This is a genomic window from Ignavibacteriales bacterium (assembly GCA_016700155.1).
Classification (GTDB): Bacteria; Bacteroidota; Ignavibacteria; order Ignavibacteriales; family Ignavibacteriaceae.
The window spans coordinates 1,749,223-1,771,916 of sequence record CP065001.1 but is presented as its reverse complement, the minus strand read 5'-3'; the positions used below and the strand labels follow the sequence as shown (position 1 = coordinate 1,771,916).

Annotated in this window: 18 protein-coding genes; 3 read left to right on the top strand and 15 right to left on the bottom strand. The window is 37.2% G+C overall.

Annotated features, from left to right (window positions below; all coding sequences use genetic code 11):
• Window positions 1-3: 3 nt before the first annotated feature.
• On the bottom strand, window positions 4-819 hold the full coding sequence (gene kdsA / locus IPM56_07290; protein ID QQS37744.1) for a 3-deoxy-8-phosphooctulonate synthase: 816 nt from the start codon (window positions 817-819) through the stop codon (window positions 4-6).
• A gap of 153 nt (window positions 820-972) precedes the next feature.
• Here kdsA and IPM56_07285 point away from each other — a divergent pair, with 153 nt between their 5' ends.
• From IPM56_07285 to IPM56_07275, 3 genes are all read left to right on the top strand, one after another.
• Window positions 973-3,471 carry a PIG-L family deacetylase gene (locus IPM56_07285; protein ID QQS37743.1) on the top strand — a complete coding sequence of 833 codons (2,499 nt, stop codon included), beginning with the start codon at window positions 973-975 and terminating at the stop codon, window positions 3,469-3,471.
• A 130-nt stretch (window positions 3,472-3,601) separates the two neighbouring features.
• On the top strand, window positions 3,602-5,296 hold the full coding sequence (locus IPM56_07280) for a sodium:solute symporter (GenBank protein ID QQS37742.1): 1,695 nt from the start codon (window positions 3,602-3,604) through the stop codon (window positions 5,294-5,296).
• A 55-nt stretch (window positions 5,297-5,351) separates the two neighbouring features.
• Window positions 5,352-5,930: a TetR/AcrR family transcriptional regulator gene (locus tag IPM56_07275; protein QQS37741.1), complete on the top strand. Its 579-nt coding sequence runs from the start codon at window positions 5,352-5,354 to the stop codon at window positions 5,928-5,930.
• On the opposite strand, the gene phoU is transcribed toward IPM56_07275, so the two are convergent.
• The 14 genes from phoU to IPM56_07205 form a co-directional block, all read right to left on the bottom strand.
• On the bottom strand, window positions 5,931-6,656 hold the full coding sequence (gene phoU, locus IPM56_07270; GenBank protein ID QQS37740.1) for a phosphate signaling complex protein PhoU: 726 nt from the start codon (window positions 6,654-6,656) through the stop codon (window positions 5,931-5,933).
• 50 nt (window positions 6,657-6,706) lie between these two features.
• On the bottom strand, window positions 6,707-7,528 hold the full coding sequence (locus IPM56_07265; GenBank protein QQS37739.1) for a phosphate ABC transporter ATP-binding protein: 822 nt from the start codon (window positions 7,526-7,528) through the stop codon (window positions 6,707-6,709).
• A gap of 15 nt (window positions 7,529-7,543) precedes the next feature.
• Window positions 7,544-9,181 (bottom strand): phosphate ABC transporter permease PstA, encoded by a 1,638-nt coding sequence (gene pstA / locus IPM56_07260; GenBank protein ID QQS37738.1) that lies wholly within the window; start codon window positions 9,179-9,181, stop codon window positions 7,544-7,546.
• 15 nt (window positions 9,182-9,196) lie between these two features.
• Window positions 9,197-11,152, bottom strand: coding sequence for an ABC transporter permease subunit (locus IPM56_07255; GenBank protein QQS37737.1), 1,956 nt, complete (start codon window positions 11,150-11,152; stop codon window positions 9,197-9,199).
• Between the two features lie 334 nt (window positions 11,153-11,486).
• Window positions 11,487-12,449, bottom strand: a complete 963-nt coding sequence (locus tag IPM56_07250) for a phosphate ABC transporter substrate-binding protein (protein ID QQS38248.1) — start codon at window positions 12,447-12,449, stop codon at window positions 11,487-11,489.
• Window positions 12,450-12,713: 264 nt separating this feature from the next.
• Window positions 12,714-13,598, bottom strand: coding sequence for a phosphonate ABC transporter, permease protein PhnE (gene phnE, locus IPM56_07245; protein ID QQS38247.1), 885 nt, complete (start codon window positions 13,596-13,598; stop codon window positions 12,714-12,716).
• 185 nt (window positions 13,599-13,783) lie between these two features.
• Window positions 13,784-14,545 (bottom strand): phosphonate ABC transporter ATP-binding protein, encoded by a 762-nt coding sequence (gene phnC, locus IPM56_07240; protein ID QQS37736.1) that lies wholly within the window; start codon window positions 14,543-14,545, stop codon window positions 13,784-13,786.
• Window positions 14,542-15,471: a phosphate/phosphite/phosphonate ABC transporter substrate-binding protein gene (locus IPM56_07235; protein ID QQS37735.1), complete on the bottom strand. Its 930-nt coding sequence runs from the start codon at window positions 15,469-15,471 to the stop codon at window positions 14,542-14,544. The genes phnC and IPM56_07235 overlap by 4 nt, the downstream gene beginning before the upstream one ends.
• A gap of 45 nt (window positions 15,472-15,516) precedes the next feature.
• Window positions 15,517-17,418, bottom strand: a complete 1,902-nt coding sequence (locus IPM56_07230; protein ID QQS37734.1) for a M1 family metallopeptidase — start codon at window positions 17,416-17,418, stop codon at window positions 15,517-15,519.
• A gap of 18 nt (window positions 17,419-17,436) precedes the next feature.
• Window positions 17,437-18,465 (bottom strand): Holliday junction branch migration DNA helicase RuvB, encoded by a 1,029-nt coding sequence (gene ruvB, locus IPM56_07225; GenBank protein QQS37733.1) that lies wholly within the window; start codon window positions 18,463-18,465, stop codon window positions 17,437-17,439.
• An 18-nt stretch (window positions 18,466-18,483) separates the two neighbouring features.
• Window positions 18,484-19,578, bottom strand: a complete 1,095-nt coding sequence (locus tag IPM56_07220) for a DUF1624 domain-containing protein (GenBank protein QQS37732.1) — start codon at window positions 19,576-19,578, stop codon at window positions 18,484-18,486.
• 187 nt (window positions 19,579-19,765) lie between these two features.
• Window positions 19,766-20,167 carry an Hsp20/alpha crystallin family protein gene (locus tag IPM56_07215; GenBank protein QQS37731.1) on the bottom strand — a complete coding sequence of 134 codons (402 nt, stop codon included), beginning with the start codon at window positions 20,165-20,167 and terminating at the stop codon, window positions 19,766-19,768.
• 72 nt (window positions 20,168-20,239) lie between these two features.
• Complete coding sequence (dnaK, locus tag IPM56_07210) at window positions 20,240-22,171, bottom strand: molecular chaperone DnaK (GenBank protein QQS37730.1); 1,932 nt, start codon at window positions 22,169-22,171, stop codon at window positions 20,240-20,242.
• A 73-nt stretch (window positions 22,172-22,244) separates the two neighbouring features.
• Window positions 22,245-22,679, bottom strand: a complete 435-nt coding sequence (locus IPM56_07205; protein ID QQS37729.1) for an Hsp20/alpha crystallin family protein — start codon at window positions 22,677-22,679, stop codon at window positions 22,245-22,247.
• Window positions 22,680-22,694 lie beyond the last annotated feature (15 nt).

Genomic DNA, 22,694 nt, shown 5'->3' with positions numbered 1-22,694 from the left:
CCACTAATAATTTTTTACCGCACGGTCTATTAAAGATATCTCCTTCAACAAGTCTTCAAGTTCACTTAGTTTTAACTGGCTCGAAGCATCACTTAACGCTTTTGATGGATCAGGATGAACCTCAAGAAATAATGCGTCAATACCGACTGCTGCAGCGGCTCTTGCTAAAGGCTTAATGAATTTCGGTTGTCCGCCGCTGGTATTATCTTTTGAAGGCAATTGAACTGAATGTGTAGCGTCCATCACAACAGGATAACCAAGCTCTTTCATTATTACTAAAGAACGCATATCAACAACCAAATTATGATAACCAAAAGTAGTTCCTCGTTCAGTTAATAACATTTTTTTATTTCCTGTTGATTCTACTTTAGCTGCTGCGTGACTCATATCTTCGGGAGCGAGAAACTGTCCTTTTTTTATGTTAACAACTTTTCCGGTCGATCCTGCGGCAACCAGCAACTCCGTCTGTCTGCACAAGAAAGCAGGTATCTGAAGAATATCAACAAAGTCTGCTGCGGTTTTCGCTTCTTCAGGTGAATGAACATCTGTCAATACAGGTAAATTCAATTCTCTTTTTATACGCGATAAGATGTTTAGAGCATTATCATCACCAATACCAGTGAATGATGCTGCGCTTGTCCTGTTTGCTTTCCTGTAACTTGCTTTGAAAATGTAAGGTATGTTTAACCGTGCGGTGATTTCTTTTACTGTTTTTGCTATCCCGATTGTCAGTTCTTCTGATTCAACGACACACGGACCAGCAATAAGAACAAAAGGTTTTTTATCGCCGATGATGATTCCATTAATATCTAAATTCATTTTGAAGGTAAATTTTTGATGAGCAAATATAAATAAATCGCTCTATTTAATGAATTTATTTTTATCTTGTAATCATTCTAATTCTGATATTAAATTGATAGTGTAAGTGGATAGAAATAGATATCCATCATTCCTAATCAATCAAAAATACTTATGCTAAAAAATAAAACCGCTTCAATAATTATGGCTACGCTCATTACTGCCTTTGCCGCAGCTCAACCATCACTAAATAAAAACTCATCCGAAATTTTTCAGGAACTTAAACGACTAAAAGTTCTAGGAAGTGTTCTTTATGTTGCCGCACATCCCGATGATGAAAATACTGCGGTGCTTTCATATATGAATTCAGAAATGATGTTAAGAACAGGATACCTTGCACTTACACGTGGTGACGGCGGACAGAACCTTATTGGAAGTGAACAGGCTGAATACCTGGGAGTGATTCGTACACAGGAACTAATGGAAGCACGGAAGATTGACGGTGCCGAACAGTTTTTTACAAGAGCGATTGATTTTGGTTATTCAAAATCAGCCGAAGAAACTTTTAGTATCTGGGATAAAAATCTGCTTCTCTCGGATGTAGTTTTTATAATCAGAAAATTCCAGCCTGATGTAATCATAACCAGATTTCCAACCACTGGTGAAGGTGGACACGGGCAGCATACAGCGTCAGCAATACTCGCACTTGAAGCATTTACGAAAGCCGGTGATAAAAATGAATTTCCCGAACAATTAAAATATGTTGATGTATGGCAGGCAAAAAGAATTTTCTGGAATGGATGGCTTCCTTTACTGGAAGCAAATAAAACTGATTTAACTAAACTTATAAAACTTGACCTTGGTACATACAACAATCTGCTCGGAATGTCATACACAGAAATTGCGGCACTCAGCAGAAGCATGCACAAAAGTCAGGGATTCGGTGCTACAGGAAGACGAGGTGAAAACCTGAATCACTTTTTGAGTCTTGGAGGTGAATCTGCTGATTCAGATATGTTTGAAGGAATTGATCTTTCATGGAACAGGATTAAGAATAGCAGTAAAGTCAGTGAATTAATAAATCAAGCCATCAACGAATACCAGCCCACCAATCCATCAAAAAGTCTTCCTGTTCTTTTTAAGATTTATGATGAACTGAATAAACTTGAAAAAAATAATCTTACAGAAAGCAAACTACGTGATGTTCAAAATCTGATAAGCTATTGTGCAGGATTATGGATCGAAGCAATCGCAAAAGACTATTCATATTCTCCCGGATCAAAAATTGAAGTGAGTGCGGGAATCGTTAACCGTTCAGAAATTCCTCTTGAATTAAAAAGTATCATTATCAAACCTGTTAATAAAATTGTTGAAGTGAATTCAAAATTGGAAAATAACAAATTCATCACTTTCGAAACAGATTTTGTATTACCCTCACAGATGAAATATTCTCAACCATACTGGCTCGTGAAAAGCCCTGAGAAAGGTTTATTCAGGATTGACGATCAGCTATTATTAGCCGAACCGGAAAATCCTCCGGCGTTGAGTTGCGAATTTGCGCTCATCTATAATGGCTCGGAAATAAAGCTGGATGTTCCTGTTCTTTACAGGAAAACCGATCCTGTTGAGGGTGAAAAGTACAGACCTGTTGAAATTCTTCCTTCAGCAACAATAAAATTTGATGAGGATGTATATGTATTTGGTGATAATCAAAACAGGAAAATTAATTTATCACTCCGCAGCAACGTTGATTCGATCAATGGCAAATTAAAATTTACAATTCCGGATGGATGGACTATATCCCCTTCTGAATTTAACTTCAGCATTAATAAAAAATATGATGAAGTATTTTTTAATATCCAGGTTACTCCTTCAAAAAATAATTCGACGGAAATGCTAAAAGCATTTGTAGAATCTGATAAAGGTAATTCAGATTATTCATTGACGGAAATATCTTATCAGCATATAAAGCCTGCAATTGTTTTATCTAAAGCGGAAACAAAACTTATAAAACTTGATATGCCGAGAGTAGTCGATCGAATAGGATACATTATGGGTTCAGGAGATGATGTACCGGCATATCTCAGCCAGCTTGGGTATGTTGTTGATATTCTGACTGATGAACAACTTGATAACGGCGGATTAACTGATTATGATGTTATAATAACGGGAATCCGTGCTTATAACACAAGACAAAGGTTAGGAAAGCAAAAAGATAAATTACTTGATTATGTAAAAGCAGGCGGAACATTAATTGTTCAGTACACCATAGACAGAGGACTGGTAACAGATAATTTTTCACCATATCCTTTAAGTTTATCACGTATTCGTGTGACAGATGAAAACAGTAAATTTTCTTTTCCGGACCCCGAACACAGACTATTAAATTATCCCAACAGAATTACTGAAGAAGATTTTGATGGATGGGTACAGGAGCGTGGACTTTATTTTGCAAAGGATTGGGATAAACATTTTGAAAGTGTAGTTTCTTTTACAGACGGTCTTGAAGAGCCAGCTAGCGGCGGACTTCTTTATACAAAGTATGGTACGGGGGTATTTATCTACACAGGTATTTCATGGTGGCGGCAGCTGCCAGCCGGAGTTACCGGTGCTTACAAGTTCTTTGTGAATCTATTGTCAGCAGGGGTTGAAAGACATTCATTAAATAATTAAAACAAACGATGGCGGAAAAAGAAAACGACAAACCTCCTTTATTCGATTCCTGGAATGGCTGGTATCTGCTCGTAGGCGGCAACCTGGTATTCCTTATTGTTTTGTTTTATATATTCACAAAAGTTTTTGAATGAGAACTCTTGACTGGATTATACTCTGCGGGACAATTATCCTTATTGTTATTTATGGAGTCTACAAAGGGCGCGGAAGTAAAAACATAAAAAGTTATCTCCTTTCAAATAATGATATGAAATGGTACACGATTACTATTTCAATCATGGCAACACAGGCAAGCGCGATTACATTTCTATCAACTCCCGGACAAGCGTATGTAGATGGGATGCGGTTCGTTCAATTCTATCTCGGGCTTCCGATAGCTATGATTATACTTTCGGTTACAGCAGTCCCGATCTATCATAAACTAAAAGTATTTACTGCGTATGAATATCTTGAAACAAAGTTTGATATAAAAACAAGAGCACTCGCAGCCTTTCTGTTTCTTATTCAGCGAGGACTTGCAGCAGGTCTTACAATCTATGCTCCTTCACTTATTCTGTCTGTACTGCTTGGGTGGGATTTATATTTAACAAATTTAATTGTCGGATTATTGGTGATCATTTACACTACCACCGGCGGGGCTAAGGCTGTCGGCTGGACTCAGTTTCACCAGATGATAGTGATAACTGTCGGTATGTTCACAGCGTTTGCAGTTATTCTTCTGCTTTTGCCGACGGATGTTTCAGTTATGGATTCAATAAGGGCTGCGGGTAAAATGGGAAAACTTGAAAGTATAGATTTCTCATTTGACCTTGACAATCGCTACAGTTTCTGGTCTGGTTTACTTGGCGGTTTGTTCCTTCAGTTATCATATTTCGGAACCGATCAATCACAGGTGCAAAGATATTTAACCGGTGAATCTGTTAAACAAAGCAGACTTGGTTTACTTGTGAACGGAATTGTAAAAATTCCAATGCAGTTTATTATACTGTTTATCGGTGCAATGTTATTTATGTTTTATCAATTCAACACTCCCCCTTTATTTTTTAATCCTGTTGAAACTGAAAAACTAAAAAGCGGAAAATATGCCTTCGAATACTCTGAACTTGAAAAGCAGTTTGAAGATATAAGCGCAGAAAAAAAAGAAAAATTACATACACTTATAAGTGCGCTCAATTCCGGTGACGAAAGTAAAATTGAATCAGCAGAACACGATTTAAAATTAAGTACAGATGAGACTATAAAAATACGACAACGAGTAAGTTCATTAGTTGCACTTAATGATCCTGATTCAAACCCAAATGATACGAACTACATCTTTCTTACTTTTGTTTTACAATTTCTGCCTGTGGGTCTTGTCGGTCTTGTGCTTGCAGCGATTTTATCTGCCTCAATGTCTTCGACTTCTTCTGAAATTAATGCTCTGGCATCTACATCAGTTATTGATGTGTACAAAAGGATGGTCCGGAAAGAAGCCTCCGAACGCCACTACCTTATTGCCACCAAAACATTCACGGTGATGTGGGGACTGCTCGCAATTCTGTTTGCTGAGTTTGCGAATCATCTCGGCTCACTGATAGAGGCGGTTAATATCCTTGGTTCGTTATTTTATGGTACCATACTCGGAATTTTTTTGCTTGCATTCTATTTTAAAAAAGTATCAGGCACGTCTGCTTTTATTTCTGCAATCATTGCAGAAGTCGCGGTTATATGCTGTTATTATTTTACTGATATATCTTTTCTATGGTACAATGTTATCGGATGTTCACTTGTGTTGATTCTGTCTCTGATGATAAATCCTTTTACTGATAGGTCAACAAATAATTAAATCTAAATTGTTATTTTTCATCAAATAAAAATTTCTTTTAACCTGTTGAACTGAATTGGCGAAAGAAAAAAAAATCCAGATAATAAAAGCGGCGGAAAAAAGATTCGCCCGGCATGGCTTACATAAAACCACTCTTAATGAAATTGCCCGTGATCTAAGAATCGGTAAAGCTTCAATCTATCACTACTTTGAATCTAAGGATGAACTTTACTACGCATCACTCGAATATGAAGTAAGTCTTTTGATTGAGGATGTAAAAAATATTTTTTCTTCTGTTGATTCCAGGATTGAGGATTCACTTTCAAGTTATCTTCTCAGTAAAGAAAACGTACCGCTGAAATTCCCTATGATTTATGAAACCTTACTGTTCCTTGTAAAGGATTCGGAGTTTGAAAATGAAACCGCACTTTTCAAATCATTACTTAAAAAAGAAGAAGAGGTAGTAAGGGATTCTTTTCAGAGCGGACTGAAGGGTAAAATTCTTCCTGTAAATCCAAAGCTCCCCGGACTGATTGTTAACGCGAGTTGGGGAATGCTGTTTACCGGCAAACTTAACCAGCTTACTGAGAAAGCAACCGGGGACTCGAGTGCTGCATTAATAAAAAAAGGAATTGAAAGACTTCTGTACGATTAGTTATTCATTCGGTGATTTCGAAACCGACTCTTCATCGTCCTCATCATCGTGCTCTTCGCTGAAAATATACTTTTCATATTTATGTTTTATCATCTGAGCTTCAACAATAAAGAAAACATCTTCAGCAATATTAGTTGCATGATCACCAAGGCGTTCCATCTGCCTGCATATCACTAATAACGCAACTGCCTGTTCAATATTATCAGGGCTCCTCTTCATTATATCAATAAGTATTTTATGGTTCTCGATGTTATAATTATCAAGAATGTTATCAGTCTCAATTACCTTTTGAGCAAGCTTCGCATCACTGTCAATAAATGAATCAATCGCATTACGTATCATTGTCTTAACAACTTTTGCCATCTCATAAAAACGACTTTCAGCAAGGAAGGAAGGTTTCTTTTTAAGTATTAAAAAACTTTCGGAGATGTTAACTGCAATGTCACCTATTCTTTCAAGATTTGTGTTTATTGTAAGTGACGACATAATCATCCTGAGATCCATTGCAACGGGCTGATTAAGAGCAATTATCTTTTGACATATTTTGTCAATTTTCAAATCAAATTTATCTACTTTATTGTCACGCTGAATTACAAGTGTCGAAAGCTCAGTATTCTCCTCTTCAATTGATCTGATAGCAAATTCGACCTGCTCATCAACAAGACTGCACATTTTAATAACACGTGTTCTTAATTTTTCTATCTGATGTTCAAATTGTCTTTCCATTATTTTCCCGGTTGAAATTTTATCTTCAAAAATATAATTATTTAAAAAGATTAACCAAATCTTCCTGTAACATAATCCTCCGTCTGACGTTTTGAAGGATTGGTAAATATTTTAGTCGTTTTATCGAATTCGATTAATTCCCCTAAATAAAAAAACGCTGTGTAATTACTTACACGTGCTGCCTGTTGAAGATTATGAGTAACGATAACAATGGTATATTCTTTTTTCAGGTCGTGAATAAGCTCTTCTATTTTTGCTGTTGATATCGGGTCAAGCGCACTTGCCGGCTCATCCATAAGAATAATCTCGGGTTCAATTGCCAGCGCCCGGGCAATACAAAGTCTTTGCTGTTGACCGCCGGAGAGTCCAAGCGCAGATTCATTTAGTCTGTCTTTCACTTCATCCCATATTGCAGCCTGTTTAAGACTTCTCTCAACAATTTCATCCATTTGTTTTTTTGATTTGTCACTTATGCCGCCAATCCTCAATCCGAATGCAACATTTTCATAAACAGATTTTGGAAAAGGATTTGATTTTTGAAATATCATTCCGACTTTTTTTCTCAGATCAACAACATCCACTGCAGACTTGTAAATATCTTTTCCGTCTAACGAAATTTCACCGTGAATTCTAACACCATCAACAAGATCATTCATCCGGTTTAGTGATCTTAAAAAAGTTGATTTGCCGCATCCAGATGGACCAATAAGTGCAGTAACCTGGTTTGATGGAATATCCATGGATATTTTCTTAAGCGCCAATGATTCACCGTAATAAAAATCGAGATCCCTAACCCTTATCTTTATTTTATCATGATGGTCATGCTTTTTGTCAGTTGGTAGTGCTGTCATTAAAGTGCTGTCTTTCTTCATATCCGGAATTCAAAATTAAAAAGTTGAGGTTTTATATTTCTTCCTCAGATTAGCTCTGATGATCATCGCCGATATATTCAGCAGGATAACAATCAGTATTAATAATAATGTGGTTGTATAAACCATTGGCATTGCCGCTTCAACATTAGGCGATTGAAACCCGACATCATAAATGTGGAAACCAAGATGCATAAATTTTCTATCTAAATGAAAGAAGGGAAAATAAGAATCAAACGGCAGAGAAGGAGCCAGCTTAACTACACCTGTTATCATTAGCGGTGCAACTTCACCTGCTGCCCTTGCCATTGATAAAATCAAACCTGTCAGTATTCCCGGTGTTGCTGCAGGCAGAATCACACGCCGTACAACCTGCCATTTAGTTGCGCCTAGTGCAAGAGCTGCTTCTCTTACTCCGCGAGGAATTGATGCAAGTGCTTCCTCTGTAGCAACAATTACGACTGGCATTGTGAGCAGAGCAAGTGTAAGCGAAGCCCAAAGAATACCGCCGGTTCCCCACGTAGGTGAAGGCAATCTTTCGGGAAAAAATAATTGATCAATTGTACCGCCTACAAAGTAGATGAAAAAACCGAGCCCGAATACACCGAATACAATCGAGGGAACTCCGGCAAGATTATTTACCGCGATCCTTACAAGTCTTACCATAGCACCTTGTTTTGCATATTCCCTGAGATACAATGCAGCAAGTACACCAAACGGTACGACCGCTAAACTCATCAGGATTACCATCATCACAGTACCAAATATAGCGGGGAAAACTCCACCTTCTGTATTCGATTCTCTTGGTTCATCGAAAAGAAATTCTGAAATCTTCGAAAAGGCAAACCCGATTTTAGATGTAAATGCCATCTCATTCGGATAATATACTCTTACAATATCTTTCATCGGAATAGTTTTACTCGAGCCTGATGCATCTTCAATGTAAACGGAATAACGGGTGGCGACCAGGTTGAGGGAGTCGACTATATCTCTTTGATGAAGATATTCACGGTTAAGATATTCAATTTCCGAATTAATATTTTCAATCTGCGCTTTTGATTTAGTAGGATCTTTTTCATAGTACAGAATTTTCTTTATATCAAGACGAAGGTTTTCAATTTTTGAATTAATCCCGCCTATATCGGATTTTTCAATATCAGCTATTTCAGATCTTACATCTGAAACGTATTCAAGATAACGCTCAATATTTTGATGAACGTTTTGTTCGCCGCTGACTTTAATTTCACCTTCAACAAGTATCTGTTTTATGTAGCCATAAAAATTACCAAACTCTAATCTTTCGATAGTGGAGATGTATTCCGGTGATGACTGTTGGTTTATTTCTCTTTCATCAATCCATGTAAAATCAAAGCCATATAAATCCCTGTTCCCTACTTTCAATTGAATTCGTTGAAGGTTTTTATTCTTTAAAGAATCAGGAAGATTAAGAATAGGAACCGGCTCTCTTGTTATAATTTCGCCGGCTTGAATTCTTCCATCCGTTCGTTTAATCTGAATAATTTCAGAAGGCCAGAAAAAATCTTTACCGTTAGACAGAATTAAAACCAGAAGTCCCGAAATCATAATCAGGCTTATTCCCAGTCCCATTCCTGCTAACCAAATAAAGATATCTCCGGATTGAAAGTATTTTTTCATTTATGATTCAGATAATTATAATTCAGAATATTTTTTTCGTAAACGCTGTCTGACTATTTCAGCAATCGTATTAATTATAAACGTCATTACAAAAAGCAAAGTTGCTGCTAAGAACAATACCCGGTACAATGTTCCCTGATAAGGCGCCTCTGGTATCTCAACTGCAATATTGGCTGAAAGTGTTCGCATACCATTAAAAGGACTGAAGTCAAGAATCGGAGTATTGCCGGTTGCCATAAGCACAATCATAGTTTCACCTATCGCTCTTCCGAATCCGATCATGACTGCGGAAAAAATTCCCGGACTTGCAGAAGGCAATACAATTCTTAAAGCTGTCTGCCACCTGGTAGCGCCAAGCGCCAATGAAGCAGAGGTTAGACTTTGCGGCACCGTAGATAATGCATCTTCACAAATAGTAAAGATTATGGGTATTACTGCAAATCCCATTGCGAAGCCGACAACAATACTGTTTCGCTGATCGTATTGTTCATTAAGATATTCAGAAAGCCAGGTACGATAGTCTCCCCCAAAAAATATTGATTCGAATGTCGGACCCAATTCAATTGCAATCTTAGCTCCGATTACAATCAAAGGCAGAATTAATAAAATTTCATAACCGGTCTTTGGAATAAATTTGAAAAGCTTAGGAACTCTATTCCAGATGAATACACCAAACGCAATTGTTAAAGGTATGATGATAAACATTAACATAACACCTGGTAAAATTCGTTCAAGCAATGGCGCAAGCCATAAACCTGCTAAAAAGCCTATAACAACAGAAGGAAGTGCTGCCATAATTTCCACTGTCGGTTTAACAATATTTTTTATTACCGGATGTGTAAACTGTGATGTATATAAAGCACCAAACAATGCAAGCGGAACTGCAATAAGAAGTGCATAAACAGTTCCCTTAAGTGTTCCGAGAATTAATGGTATCAAACTGAACTTTGGTTCAAAATCATCCGTACCGCCTGTGGATTGCCAGACATACTCTGGCTCAGTATATCCTTCATACCACACCTTGCCGAACAATGTTTGTAATGTTATTTCCGGGTGAGGACTTTCGATTTCAAAAACTGCGATACTTCCGTCTTCGTATAAGACTGCTACCCCATCACCTTTGGGTGCGAATGCTAAATCACTTACCGGCTTTTCATTACCCTGCAGTTCAACAAGTGTTTGTTCACTTGTAAGATGCTGCAGATACACCTTTCCATCCGATGAACCAGTTATAAAATTTTTATTCCTTGCTGAGGATTTAATATCAGTTATAGTACCTTCGTGAGATTTAAACTTATGAGGATTTACAAGCTTCCAGCCGTACTCTGTCGAAGCATCATTAATACGCATCCACGATGTAAGATTGCCATCAGCATCGCCAACAATCAGGGACTGATCACCGATAATAAAATTGAGTGATGTTACAGAACTTTTACCTGACGGAGTAACGTTTAATGTTTGTACTAATTGCGGTGAGAATTTGTCTCTTAAAGAAATATAATAAAGTTGACCGGACTCTGTACCAACCATTAACTTCTCACAATAGTCATCCATTTCTATTGCGGATATTTTCCCTTTTACCTGACTACTTAAATCGTTTCTATAAATTTTTTCTTCTTCAGTGCTTATTAATGAAGCACTGCTTTCGGAGCTAAACTGGAACAGTTTACTGTTGTTTATGAGCGCCGCAATTGAAAATTCATTTTCACCGCTTACCCTGTAAATAATTTTATTAACCGGGAGTCCCGTGCTATCAATATTTAATTTTGAAATTATTTTTACTTCAGGAATGATCTTTCGATTTTGATTATCGTCGAATGATATATTGAAAATTACTCTGAAGATTATTGCATTGCCTTTGGATGTTCCGGCAGCCAGATAATTCTTTGCTAATGTTTTGGAGACACTTAAAATCTTTTCGCCATTTTCTAATGAAAGAGATTCAGTTCTGAGTAATTCCTTGTTTTGCAATGAAATGAAATCCACACTACCCGAATCTGTAACAGTATATAAAATTTCTTTGTATTCATCGACACCAACCAGTAACGGATGTTTACTGACATCAACTTTTAGTTCAGTTGATTTTTCTGAATCCGTCCCTAGCCATAGTGGATAGGCTTCAATAAAAACAAAAAGAAGAATTACAACTACAGCAAGTATAGTTGCAATTCCTCCTGTATAAATTATTGTCCTGGAAAATTTGTCATAAAACAGGGCACGTTTATGAACGTTACTGTCCCGTTTATAGTCCTTTTTATTTTTTTCTTCCAGAGTTTCCCTCTTTAATAATTATGGGTCAGTGCTTTTACTGTAATTTTTTTTGTTCCTGTTCGACTAGTTCGTAAGTTAAAGGCAAATATCCGTCTTTAACTACGACTTCCTGACCTTCATAACTGTAAATAAATTTTATGAATTCTCTTAACAGCGGATCAAGTTGTTTATTCGGTGCGCTGTTAATATAAATATTCAAGAATCTGCTTAACGGGTAATTTCCATTTAAGCAGTTTTCATAAACAGGTTCGTATAATTTTTCGCCATCCTTCTTGGAGAGCGGCAAAGGATTAACACCTGATGTGCGGTAACCGATTCCACTGTACCCAATGCCGTATCTGTCTTCCGTAATACCCTGAACAACTGACGCAGAACCCGGCTGCTCTTTCACAACGTCCTTAAAGTCACCTTTAAAGAGCGCATGTTCTTTAAAGTACCCATAAGTACCTGATGCTGAGTTTCTTCCGTAAAGACTCATTCCTCTGTTTGTCCAGTCTCCGGTTAATCCAACTTCACCCCATTTTGTAATCTCGGATTTACTTCCACCTCTCCTGGTTTTAGAGAATATTGCGTCAACTTGTGTAAGTGATAAACCTGAAAGTGGATTATCTTTATTTACATAGACAGCAAGTGCATCTATTGATACACGAAACTCTGTTGGTTTATACCCGAATTTCTTTTCGAATGCATCAATCTCCTCCTGTTTCATATCGCGTGACATTGGACCCAGCTGAGCTGTACCACTGATGAGTGCTGGTGGCGCTGTGCTTGAACCCTTACCTTCAACCTGAATGTTTACATTTGGATAATATTTTTTAAATCCTTCAAGCCAGAGTGTGAGAAGATTGTTCATTGTATCAGAACCAATACTGCTCAGATTCCCGGAAACTCCTGATGTTTTTTCATAATGTTTAATTCTGTCATCAACTTTAACAACAGTAGCGTCGGCTGTCTCGGTAGAAGTCATATTATCTGTTGCCTGTGAGTTATTCGTCATATTTGTTGAATCTTCTGGCGGAGTATTTTCTTTTTTATCGCCGCAACCTACTACGGTGAGAAGAAGAATAAAGAACAAACTCATCAGAAAAGTTTTGGTTAGCTGGAATTTCATTTTACCCTCGTTTATTTATTGAAAATAAAAAAATTTATAGGATAAATATATCTATAAGGATAAACAGCAAAGAGTGGTCAATATTAAGAAATTGTTAAGAATATCTCTAAAGATAACTTAATGAAAAGGACAAAACAGAAACAATAAAATTTAATAAATAGCTTCTCTGATTCTTGCACTTATATAATCCATCACCCAAACAACAAAAGCAATCATAAGTACAATTAAACCTACCTCATGCCATTTTCCAAGCCCCTGGTATTGCATTAACATCGTTCCAATTCCGCCGCCGCCAACTAGTCCGATTATAGTTGCCATCCTGACATTTATATCCCACCTGTAAATTGTAAAGGACAGAAATGGTAAAACAATCTGAGGAACAACAGCGTACCAGACTACCTGCACCTTGTTTGCTCCCGTTGCAGATATTGCTTCAACCGGACCCTCTTCAATATTTTCAATTGCTTCTGAATAGAGTTTAGCATTAGAAGCAATTGTATGTACCAATAATGCTATCATTCCTGCATAAGGTCCGATACCTACCCACACGGAAAAAATGATTGCCCAGATGAGTGGTTCAATTGATCTTATAAAGTTTAGAAGAATCCTTAAAATGTAGTAAATAAAAAAGCTTACACGACTGTCTTTCATTAAATTACGCGCAGTAAAGAAGCTTAATAATAGAGTCGGTGGTATTGAAATAAGAGTTGCTAATAATGCAATGTAAATGGTTTCTATTGTAGCGAATAATGCATCATCAAAAATTCCCATCTCCGGTTGAAATAACGCACCAAATATTCGTTCTGCTCCCTGTACACCCTCACTCGAAAACAAATCAACTATAGATAATTTTGTTACAATCCAGCCTGCTACAAATGTCAGGTTGAAAAGAAACCAGCCGAATAATTCTACCGTCCATTTTGTTGCCTTATTGTCCTTCGCTACACCAAATATTTTACAGGAAAGTGAAGTCTTTGTATAAGCCCACATAACTCCGATTATAATACTTATTCCGAATATTGAAAGTACTTCCATCCATGAAAATGGCAGTTCTCTGAGTTCAAGAATAAATTTATAATAAACCGCTCTCTGAAGTACGATGATAGAATAGAAAACGAAAAAGATGTCCAGAAGAATTGCCTTAATAAAACCGATGTTCTGTTCTTTCTGTTTATTTCTCTCAATTATTTTATGCGGATAAATATCCGGTATCGGCTGTTTCATCTTATCTCCACCTCTTCAGCTTCATCGCCATAAATAGTTTTGAACCAGGCTTCATCTATTTCACCAGGTAATCCTTGATAAATTATTTCACCTCCCTTTAACGCTATCACTCTTGTGGCGTATCTTCTCACCAGACTTAGGAAATGAAGATTGCAGAGTACCGTAGTCCCAAGTTCCTTATTGATCTTCTCGAAGTACTGCATTACAGAGTTGGATGTTGCCGGATCAAGCGATGCGACCGGTTCATCTGCGAGCAGCAATTTTGGATTCTGCATAAGACTACGCGCAATTGCCACACGCTGCTGCTGACCTCCGCTAAGACTGTCAGCCCGAATACCTGCTTTTTCGGGAATGCCAACCGTCTCCAAACATTTTTGTGCTTCCTCGTAAACAGAGTCAGGATATTTTTCAAGTAAAGTATCAAAAGTTTTTAATGAACCAAGTTTACCGGTTATAACGTTTGTCAGGACAGATCTTCTTTTAATCAGATTGAACTGCTGAAATACCATACCGATCTGCGACTTGACTCGTCTAAGTTCTTCGCCTTTAATGTGAGTAATATCTTTACCAAGAAATTCAATCTTTCCCGAGGTAGGTTCAATCAGATGATTAATGCACCGAAGCAATGTTGATTTGCCGGAACCACTGAGACCAATAATTACAAGGAACTCACCTTCCTGAACGTCAAAAGAAATTCCTTTTAAAGCGTGCGTTCCGTTCTTGTAAATTTTATGAAGATTCTGAATTCTTAATATCATTTCTTAACCAGTTTTTCAAAAGTTATGTTTTGATCCTTCAACATTTTTCTTAGCGGATCATAATCTGAATCTTTTGTGGGTATCAATCCACGCACATCATAAATTTCATACAGAGAAGCTTCACCTTCAGGCGTAGAAACATATTTTAAAAGTGCATCAACAATTTTCTGTTTCATTTCTTCATCCATATCCTTGCGAAAAACCCACGGATCGTTTGGAATATCTTCAGTAAATCCGATTATTTTTATTTTCTGCTCAACATCGGGAAATTGTTTCAGAACACGCATCCGGGCATCAAGTATTTCACCTGTTTCAGGATCCGGCGGCGCATAATATGTCGCACCCGCACTCACCTGCTTTTGATAGACCATAGTCACAACATTATCATGCCGCATCGCGAATACTGTTTCACTGGGCTTTATATTTTTTTTATCCAGAAGTGCTTTTGGAAGTATGAATCCTGATGTTGAAGAAGGATCAACATATGCAAAAGATTTATTATCGAGATCAGCAAGACTATCTATCCCTGAATCTACCCTTGTGATGAACTGCCCTTTATATGTTGTTTCATTGTTGTCGCGTACGATTCTTAAACGTGCTTCAGCCTGGTATTTATAGTTAGCCATTAAATATGAAAAAGTATTTATACCTGCTATGTCAGCCTTTTTAGTTCCGAATGCTTCGACAACAGCAATGAAACTTGCGGGAACAGCCGTGGTAAAATAGTAACCCGTTTCTTTTTCAAGGAAGTCTACGAGTTCTTTTGCGTTAGTTGTTATCCGTTTTGAATCGACAGATGGGGTGAAGTATATTTTAATTGGATTTGTTCTGCTGCCTAACCTGCCTTCATTAATTTCCCTTACCGAAGCAATTGCCATAAAGATTAAAACAGGTGCAAGGTACAACAGATATTTTAAGATTCTCATATAAAACTTTTAAGTGAATTAAATTTACAAAATGAACTTAGACATTTATTCCTTACCGGGAAACAGAATATTGTCAGTACGGTTTACATCAGGGATTGTATCGTCACCGATCTCAATCCGTTGAGGATAACCTGAAATCATTACTTTTATTTCAAACTCAACATTACCATCTTTCCATACTGAAGCTTCGACCCGGTTTGTATATTTTTCGCCGATTGAATTGTAGCAGGTTAACACAACAGGCACGGGGTAATTTCCGGTTTTCTTCACATTGACGAAAACTTCATTTCCCAGAACTTTAAAATCTTTGATTGATAAATCAGGATAACCGTGTTCAAAAAACCATGGCTTCCAAAACCATGACAGATCACTGCCGGTCACATTATTAAACGTATTGAAAAAATCATAAGGCGAGGGATGTTTTCCGTTCCAGCGCCTTATAAATTCTTTTAGTGTCTTTAAATAAAGTTCTTTGCCCAACAAGTGACTAAGTAAATTATAAGCAGTTGCAGGTTTGTTGTATGCAGCGATCCGATAAGTACTATTCCGCATTTGCGTCGAAGGTGTTATAAGCGGAAGTTCTGATTCATTACCTGCGGCGCGTTCATAACTTTTTACAACGCCCGGTCTCTCGGTATATCCTACCAATACATTTTCCTGAAAGTCATTTGTAAAAAGGACAGCATAACCTTCATCCATCCATGCATATTTTCTTTCATTAATTCCCATATAAAAAGGGAAATATGTATGAGCAATTTCATGCGCGGCAAGACTCGCTGCCCTGTTGTACGAATCCTCTGAACCATTATTAACTATCATGGGAAATTCCATCCCACCCGCACCATTAAATATTGTAGAAGCAGGATAAGGATACGCGACACCAGGCAAAGAAAAAGAAAAATGTATTAATACTTTTTTCATTATGCCGCATACATCATAGAAATCTTTTGATGTTTCTTTATAAACAGAATTAACCTGAACACGTTTACCTGAAAGCGAATCCACCACAACACTTGAAGCATCCCACAGATAGTGATCACTAAAACCAAATGCGAAATCCGGAACGCTCTCAGCCTTGATTATCCACTTATTTTTTGCTTCATCATTTTTTAACAGATTATACTTTCCGGCTTCTTCCTTAGTTACAACATTTATAATTTCATCTGTGTAAAACGATTGCCTGTATCTATCAAGAATTTTTTGTGAATATATTTTTTCAGGATTCTGAAGAATTCCTGTTGACCATAAAAAGAAATTATTTGGAAGGGTAAATTCAATTGTAAAGTCAGCAAAGTCATTGTAAAACTCGGTAGTCCCTGTATACTCATTCATGTCCCAGCCATCAAGATCATCATAAACGGCAATCTGCGGATACCAGTATGCAATGAAGTATGATGTAGAATCATAATTTCCAAATCTTATGGAAGGACCGGAAGGCAGTTCAAAATTCCAATCAACTTCAATCACATTTTCGGAAGACGGGCTGATTGGCTGATCAAGTTTAATAATCATATTAGTACCGCTGACAGAAACAGCTTTTCTATCTTCAAGAGTATATTGGTTATGATTAATGACTAACCTTGTTACTGTCATTCCATCATTGGTAAAATCCCGCCATAAATTAAAATCCCTTGCGGAAGATTTTTTATTGATGTTCTGGTACAGACGAATGACGAGTGACTTTAATGTATCGGGACTATCATTCCTGTACATTATTGTTTGAGTACCGGTCAATAATTTTTTGAATGGATCTACATCAGCTTTAATATTATAGACAGATGAATTCTGCCAATAATTTTTTCCCGGGTTACCGTCATATGATCTTGTTCCATTAACAAATGCTTTCTCTACATTTCTTGGAACAAAAAGATTTTGTTGCGCGCTCGCTTCAACAGCGAGGAAAATAAATAACACAAAAAAAAGATTGCAGTATATACTTTTATTCATTTTACCGTTTGATTTTTTTTACTGATCAAATAACGAATCAGTTTTGTTTCCTTGTTTTAATTTTCCAAATCTCTTATAAGCAAGTTCGGTTGCTTCACGTCCGCGCGGAGTTCGCTGAATAAATCCTTGTTGAATAAGGAACGGTTCATAAACTTCTTCAATTGTGCCGGGGTCTTCATTAACTGCGACAGCAAGTGTCCCAAGTCCAACCGGACCGCCTTTATATTTTTCGATAATAGCCAGGATTATTTCTTTATCCATTTCATCAAGACCGTATTCATCAACCTCTAATGCACTTAATGCTTTTCTGGCAACTTCAATGTCGATTTTATTTTTATTCTCAAAGTCAGCGAAATCTCTTGTCCTTCTCAATAACCTGTTGGCTATCCTCGGTGTGCCTCGGGATCTTTTTCCTATTTCCAGGCAGGCATCATCCAATATTTTGATATTGAGTATTGAAGCAGAGCGCGCAATAATTTTATCAAGTATTGAAGAGTCGTAATAATCGAGCCTGAATCTTATTCCAAAGCGATCTCGTAACGGAGAAGTCAACATACCGGCTCTGGTTGTCGCACCAATCAATGTGTATTTCGGTAGACTTATTTGAACTGATCTTGCATTCGGACCGCTGTCGATCATAATATCAAGTTTGTAGTCTTCCATTGCTGAATAAAGATATTCTTCAACAACAGGACTAAGCCTGTGAATTTCATCTATAAACAGAACAGCTTTTTCTTCCAGAGTAGTAAGTAAGCCGGCAAGATCACCGGGCTTTTCAAGCACCGGACCTGAAGTAATTTTTAATTTTACTCCCATTTCATTTGCAATGATGTGAGCAAGTGTTGTTTTACCAAGTCCCGGCGGACCTGTAAGCAGCACGTGGTCAAGTGCTTCTCCCCTTTTTGATGCGGCACTGATAAAGACTTTTAGATTGTCAGTTATTTTTGCCTGCCCCATAAAATCTGAAATCTTTATCGGACGTAAAGATTGTTCAAACTTTTTTTCTTCATCATTAACTGAAGGATCAACAGTCCCTGGTTTTCTCATAACTCAATTTCTTTTTTATCAGGTTACCAATTGTTTGTTTTTAATTTTTAATCTGTGAAGAATAATTACCATCAAAGTCATCGTGCTAAGCATAAGCAGCGCAGAGCCAATAGTGTTTAACACTCCGAAACTCTTATTGAACAATAGAATGATTCCCGGGTTCCACGCACTTCCATAAAGTATCATAAGATGAACTATATAAATCAGCAATGTATTTCTTCCCAGCAGAATAATTATCCTTGGGATCTTATCAACTCTGGAAGCAATTAATGATACGATACCATTCAGAAAAAGTACAATCGCCAGTCGTAAAATAACAAGGTTTGGGCTTGTCGTCCATAAATAACTTTTACCTAAGGAAGCTGTTTCAATCCTATCCCCGATTAGAGCAACCGACAAAATAATTATCCCGGCAATGATCAAACCGAAACTAAAATTAGTCGAACGGAATACATCAGGATTTTTTGCAAGGAATGAACCCAATATCGCACCGCAGATCACGTAACCCGCCCATGGAAATAATGGAAAGTTTGACCCTGTTCCTTTATAAAAATATCCTGCTAATGGTGCGGGAAGAATTTCACTCCAGTTCATTTTATCAAAGATCGGATAGAGCACAAAAAAGAAAAGTGCCCCAAGTGCAAATGTTATATAGTCATTAAGTTTTAGTTTTTCTGAAAGGAACATGAGGATAAGTATGAAGAACAATCCAAATCCAATCAATTGGAGAACATCAACCGCAAAAAATATCTGCCATTGCAGTGGTGTTACATTGTTAAATACTACAAGTGTCGGCGTTGGATATCTCAGCAAGTACCCGAGCACGATTAAAAGTAAAACTCTTTTAAATCCTTTTTTTGTTCTTGGATTATTAAGAAATGGTTCATTAACGAGCCGGAATAAATAAGTGAATACAGTACCTGATGTGAATAAAAAAATAGGTGCCGTCATTCCACGCATAAAAAACCAGGAGAGAAAAAAAGGAGAGTCCATATTTCTGAAATCATTTGAAAGCAGAACATCAACGGTGTGACCCTGAACCATCATTAATACCGCAAATGCCCGCATAAGGTCAATAAAGATTATGCGGTTTTTCTTGGATTTAATGGTCATCAAACCTGCGAATAAAAATCAATTTAGTTTGCCGTTAATTATAGCTTTACACGCGGCAATTTAAGAAAATTCACTTATTCAAAAAACTTTTATCTGTTGGAATAAATTATCATGAAGTTGAACAAAGATGCATCGGAGGGTATATCAAAAAAGCCCGTCATAGACGGGCTTGGAAGAGATGTTCAAATTATGAAATTGAAATTGCGCGTGGTTTTATTCTTTCGTGCTTGGGCATTACTAGTGATAGCTGTCCGTTTTCAAACTTTGCACTGATCCTTGTTTCATCAATACTATTGCTAATCCTGAACCTGCGGTAGTAATTTGCTATTTCATTTTCATTTAAAAGATATTTCCGTTTTGCAGCATCATCATAGTTATTCATCTTACCGAATATAACAAGTGATTCTTCTTCAAGTTTCACTTTAACATTTTCCCTGTTTACACCGGGCATATTTGCTACAAGTATAAAATCATCATTTGTTTCATAGATATCCACCAGTGGTGCAATACTTCTTTCATTCTCCAATATATTTTCCCAGTTCATTGATCCCGTTTCATTAACAGCAATTAGTTCTTTGTTTGCAGTCATCTTTTACTCCTGTAATTTATTTAATAAAATTTTTAATTGAGGATCATCACATAAGTGAGATCCTCGGATAATCTATTTATCTTTTTTATCGTCGTCTACAACTTCGTAGGAAGCGTCCTGTACCTCATTTTTATCGTCAGCTTTCTGCTGTGGGTCAGATGCCTGTCCAGAAGTTTGCTGACCGGCACCAGGCTGACCTGCCCCGGCTTGCTGATAAAGCTGCGAAGCTACTTCACTCCAGACTTTATTCAGTGAGTCAGTAGCCGTTTTAATCTGATCTGTATTGTTTGTGCTTATAGCATCTTCAACTTTTTTAACTTCAGATTCAAGTCTTGATTTCACGTCTGCCGGTATTTTATCCTTGAGTTCTTCCATCTGTTTTTTAATCTGAAATACAAGGCTGTCGGCATTATTCTTTGTATCAACAGACTCTTTTTTCTTTTTATCTTCAGCAGCATGTTCAGTCGCATCGCGTTTCATTTTTTCTATTTCATTCTGAGATAAGCCGCTTGAAGAAGTTATCCTTATACTTTGTTCCTTATTCGTAGCTTTATCTTTAGCTGACACATGCATAATACCGTTCGCATCTATATCGAATGTAACTTCAATCTGAGGTATGCCTCTAGGTGCAGGCGGAATACCATCAAGATGAAATTTTCCAAGGCTTCTGTTGTCATGTGCCATTGGTCTTTCACCCTGCAGTACATGTATTTCAACTGAAGGCTGACTATCTGAAGCTGTTGAAAAGGTTTCACTTTTCTTTGTAGGTATAGTAGTGTTTGATTCGATCAATCTTGTCATAACACCGCCAAGCGTTTCTATACCGAGTGATAAAGGAGTAACATCAAGCAATAATACATCTTTAACTTCACCGGTTAGAACACCGCCTTGAATTGCAGCGCCTATAGATACAACTTCATCAGGATTAACGCCTTTATGAGGTTCTTTTCCAAAAAGTTTTTTTACAAGTTCCTGTACCATCGGGATCCTGGTTGAACCACCGACAAGAATAACTTCATCGATCTGTGAAGCGGAAATACCTGCATCCTTAATTGCCTGCTCACAAGGAATCTTAGTCCTCTGAACAAGATCATCAATTAGCTGTTCAAATTTTGAGCGCGAGATATTAAGATTGAGATGTTTAGGTCCATCCTGTGTTGCAGTAATAAAAGGAAGATTAACATCTGTAGTAGATGATGAAGATAATTCTATCTTAGCTTTTTCTGCGGCTTCTTTTAATCTCTGCAGAGCCATTGGATCATTTCTTAAATCAATTCCTTCCTGTTTCTTAAATTCATCTGCGAGATAATCAATCAGTCGCTGATCAAAATCATCTCCACCGAGATGAGTATCTCCATTAGTTGACTTAACTTCAAATACTCCATCTCCAAGCGACAGAACTGATATATCAAATGTTCCACCACCAAGATCGTATACAGCTACAACGTGATCATGATTTTTTTTATCCAGTCCGTAAGCAAGAGCTGCTGCAGTAGGTTCATTAATTATTCTTCTTACTTTTAATCCCGCGATCTCACCTGCATCTTTTGTTGCCTGTCGCTGTGAATCGTTGAAATATGCCGGGACAGTAATCACTGCTTCTGTTACTTCCTGACCGAGATATTCTTCCGCGGTTTTTTTCATCTTCTGAAGTATCATTGCACTTATTTCAGGTGGAGAGTAAACACGGTCACTTACTTTAACGCGAGCAGAGCTTCCGTCTCCGGGTATTATTTCATAGGGGACTTTTGTTTTTTCATCCTGAACTTCATTTACAAGTCGTCCCATAAATCTTTTTATTGAAAAGAGCGTGTTCTTTGGATTTGTTATCGCCTGTCGTTTTGCGGGCTGACCTACTAAACGTTCTCCTGATTTTGTAAATGCTACAACAGAAGGTGTAGTTCTGCCGCCTTCTGAATTAGGTATAACAACCGGATCGTTTCCTTCCATCACCGAAACGCAAGAGTTAGTAGTTCCAAGGTCTATGCCTATTATCTTTCCCATTCTAATTTTCTCCTTTTGATTTCTAAAAAATTATAGCGGCAGGTTTACTGCCGCTCCATCTGAACAAAACGACTTACTTAATATCTATAAAACGCTGGCTTATTTCTTTTGGCGCAGCTTTTTCAATTGTTACATTGAGAATACCATCAGAAAATTTTGCATCCACTTTATCAGGATTTATTTCTTCGGGTAAAGTAAAGCTTCTTGTGAACGATCCGAATATTCTTTCATTCCTATAATAATTTTTGTCCTTTGATTCTTTGGTCTCACTCTTTTTCTCTCCGCTGATAGTAAGAATATTATCCTGAAGTGAAATCTTAATGTCATCCTTTTTAACTCCGGGTACCTCAGCATTAATAAAAATATTATTTTCATCTTCGGAGATATCAACCCTTGGATTGAATGAATGACTGAACTCACTGCTCATTGGAAATTCACCAAAAAATCTTTGGATCCTGTTGTTAAAGTTTTCAAGTTCCCTTAACGGTTCAAATTTTATCAGTGTCATTTTATCAACTCCTAT